Annotated in this window: 3 protein-coding genes; 1 reads left to right on the top strand and 2 read right to left on the bottom strand. The window is 64.7% G+C overall.

Going from position 1 to position 3,534, the window contains the following annotated elements; all coding sequences use genetic code 11:
* Window positions 1-188: 188 nt before the first annotated feature.
* A complete protein-coding gene (locus ACV4UX_RS17905; protein WP_491594640.1) occupies window positions 189-1,292 on the top strand; it encodes an alpha/beta hydrolase family protein in 1,104 nt (367 codons plus the stop codon).
* A 184-nt stretch (window positions 1,293-1,476) separates the two neighbouring features.
* On the opposite strand, the gene ACV4UX_RS17900 is transcribed toward ACV4UX_RS17905, so the two are convergent.
* Window positions 1,477-1,707 carry a hypothetical protein gene (locus tag ACV4UX_RS17900; protein WP_491594639.1) on the bottom strand — a complete coding sequence of 77 codons (231 nt, stop codon included), beginning with the start codon at window positions 1,705-1,707 and terminating at the stop codon, window positions 1,477-1,479.
* Window positions 1,708-2,102: 395 nt separating this feature from the next.
* Window positions 2,103-2,921: a hypothetical protein gene (locus ACV4UX_RS17895; RefSeq protein ID WP_491594638.1), complete on the bottom strand. Its 819-nt coding sequence runs from the start codon at window positions 2,919-2,921 to the stop codon at window positions 2,103-2,105.
* Window positions 2,922-3,534 lie beyond the last annotated feature (613 nt).

Below are 3,534 nucleotides of genomic sequence, written 5' to 3'. Positions count from 1 at the left end.
CGCCGTGGTGTCCTGCGCCGGTGTGCTGGCCCCCTCGCGGACCTCGCGGCAGATCGTCTTCAAATCGGTCTGCCGCGAGGTCCGCGCAGGGGGCCAGCACACCGGCGCAGGACCGCCGCCCTCCCGCCCGTCTTCCCGTCCGGCCGCGCGCATGCTAGATTCTCGGGCACGTTGCAGGAGGTGTATTCATGGCCCTTGTCCGTCGCGCGTTCATCCTGATGCTGGTGATGCTTTGGCCCGTCCAGGCCCTGTGCGGCTCCCTGGTCTACGAACAGACCATGCTGCCCGCCCGCTTCGGCCCGGAGCGCGCCCCGGCGCAGCTCGAAGCGCTCATCGTCCGCCCGGCCGACCAGGAGCGCCATCCCCTGATCGTGATCTGCCACGGCACCCCGCGCGACCGCGCCGAGCGTCCGTCCATGACGCCCCTGAGCCGCACGCGCGAGGCCGAGGAGCTGGCCCGCCGGGGATACGCCGTGCTCGTCTTCATGCGCCGCGCCTTCGGCGCATCGGGCGGCGAATACGCCGAAAGCTCCGGCAAGACCGAAGCCCCCGAGTACGCCGCCTCCGGCCGCGTGGCCGCCCAGGACATCCGCGAGGCCATCCGCCTGATGCAGGAAAAACCCTACGTCGATGCCCGGAAAATCGTCTGCGTGGGGGCCTCCACCGGCGGTTTCTCCGTCACGGCCCTGGCCGCCGACCCTCCCCCGGGGCTCATCGCCGCCGTCAGCTTCGCGGGCGGCAAGGGCTCCTCGGCCCCGGACACCGTGAACAAGCCCGAACGCCTCGTGCAGGCCTTCGCGGAATTCGGCCGCACCGCGCGCATCCCCATGCTCTTCGTCTATTCCGAGAACGACCACTTCTTCGGCCCCGCCCTGGCCCGGGACATCCACCGCGCCTTCACCGCCTCCGGCGGCAAGGCCCAACTGCTGATTGTGCCGCCCTTCGGGGAGGACGGGCACTATTTCTTCTCCCGCAAGGGCATCCCCCAGTGGACGCACATCCTGGACGACTTCCTCGCCCGCGTCGGCGCGCCGCCCCGCAAGCCCCTGCTGGCGGTGGACAGAATCCAGGGAACACCGCCCCCCAACCTCTCCGATAAGGGCCGCGCAATGTTCGGCGAATACCTCGACGCGTCGCCCAACAAGGCCTTCGCCATGAACCCCAAAGGCTACATGGGCTGGGCCGGCGGCAAGCGGACCGCCGAGGAAGCCGCCGCCAAGGCCCTGGAATTCTGCGGCGCCACCGGAGCGCCGGACTGCAAGGTGCTCCGGCAGGACGCCCTGCCGCGCTGAAGAAGACCTGCCTGCGCGATGGCTGCGTGGGGGGGGAGACGGCGGAAGGCGCGACGGGATCGAGCGGCAGGGCGGTCGGGGAAGAAGCCTCCGGCGGCCAAAGGGCTCTCGCCCTCTGGACTCCCGAGTTGCTTCGCGGGCTTCACCGGAGAGGACGCGACAGGGCGGGGAATGTCCGCGCCCGTCACTGCCCGCAGGGCGGTCCGGGCGCGGCCAACGTGGTCTGGTAGAACGACCAGGCAGCATTGGCCAAGTCTGAAGGGCGCATCTTGTCGATCACGCCCTTCCAGGCATCGAGCAGTTCTTTGTCGCAGGTGACGTTGACCGACCCCGCCTTCTGGATGTTCTGAAGAATGCGCGAAATGATGAGAATCTCCATGTCGCTGCGGGTGAATGGAATTTTACGTTTGAGCACAGGAACGGTCTCCTGAGGTTTAGACAGGAAGTATTCTACAGAAGGCGGGCCGTGTAGGCGATACAAAGCGTGACACATATACGCTTCGTAATATGTCATAATTCCAGATCCTGACTCTTCCAACGCTGATTCTGCAGTTGCATAATTTAAATACAACTTAAACTCAACGCAACGCCTGTCTCTGTCCGCGTTTGGAAAAAATATGCACGCTGACAATGACAACACGACGCATACAACAACCGAAAACAACACTATGCATAAATATTGCCTTGCCACTGCGTACCTCCTTGTGCAGACGGTGAACGGCTTGTGCTCTTCAGAGCCGTCCCTGCGGCATTCACCGGAAGTGCCCGGAGGCGGCGTGAACCACCGCCACCGGGCATCGAAACGCCAACCTACTTGCCGTACCCCTCGTCCGACGGCGGACGAAGCCCGCTTGCCTCGCCGGAGGGCATCTCCCGCTCTTTGTATCCAATCCGGTCACGCCAATCAGGATGGGCAATGTCCCAGGCTTCGTGTTCGTACGTGCTGTGCTTGTACCCGCCCTGGCGGACGGCGTCCCAGAGGTATCCGGCGCGAGTCATGCCGGACTGGTACTGGCCTGAATGGATGACCTCTTCAAGGAGGATGTCGAAGTCTTTCTGACTTTCGTGAGGATTAAACGCGCTTCCTTTGAACCCGCTCGGATCGATGTAGATGTGGTTCTCCAGGGCCATCCCCCCTGCGGACCCAGGCATGTACCACGGCTTCTCCGAGTCGTGGATTTTCAGCCCGTCCAGGTCCATGCCCTCGAAGCGCGTGCCTTGGATACGCTCCCGGACGCGTCCGGCCAGGTCCGGGTCCAGACGCTTCCAGTTGCCGCCGCGCACGGCGTCGGATTCGGGGTCGTAGGGTTCGTTGAAGGGGCCGGGCTCGGCGTCGCCCCCGTACATCCCGCGTTCGCGGCGCTGGACAGGTTCGAAGCGGATGTCGCGCTTCAATTCCATTTTCTCGGGATCGACCTCCGAGGGGTGCACGCCCATCATGCGGGCGTAGGCCCGCACCGTCTGATCCCGGGTGAGCGGCGGCCTGCCGTGAGGGAACTCTTCCAGGGGCCGGGCGATGTCGTCCTCCTGGTCCGGGGATTCCGGCCGCCCGGCGGACCAAGCGGGCCGATGCGGGGCCGCCTGCGTCCCGGGCGCGGCCAGACTCGTCCCGCCGCCACCAAAGGCCATTGGGCCTGTTCCGCCCAACAACGAGCCGCCCAACAACGCTCCGTCCGGTTGCATCCTGCCCCATGACAGAAGCCCGCCCCGGGCAGGACCGTAGGAACCCGACGCCCTGCCGGGCTCATCCCGGCTGTCCGTCTGGGTCGATCCCAGAAGACCGTTTCCGAAAAGTTTGAACAACGGCATAAAATCCTCCTATTTGTTTTAGTGGATTCTATGCAAGCGAAAAGAAATGTCATCACACATAGCGCTATGTGGGTAACTTTTGATAAAATACACATCATCCCGGGTCGTAGATGTCCGGGGACGCCGGGCTCTGTAAAACCCTGCGGAGCGGAGATGGGAGCCCAAGGGGCGCAACCCTCGCGGCCTAATGACAAACCCCGATAACGGGGTATGCGAGAGTTACTTAGGGGCTGCAAAGCCCCCCTGCTCCGGACAGCGGCCCACCTTCGTCGCGAGCGGTGACGCGCAAGGGATATCACCAACAAATCTACAGGGAATGCCCCTGCACACAATCCCCTGACGCGAAGCGTCACGGCCCCCTCGCCCGGGATTTCGCGGCTTTGGGCGAAATCCCTGGCGAAGAGCGGCGGCAGCCGCCCGTCCGACGACGCTT

Source organism: Fundidesulfovibrio sp., assembly GCF_058402725.1.
Note: the sequence above shows the minus strand (reverse complement) of the source record. Positions and strands in the feature narration are given on the sequence as shown.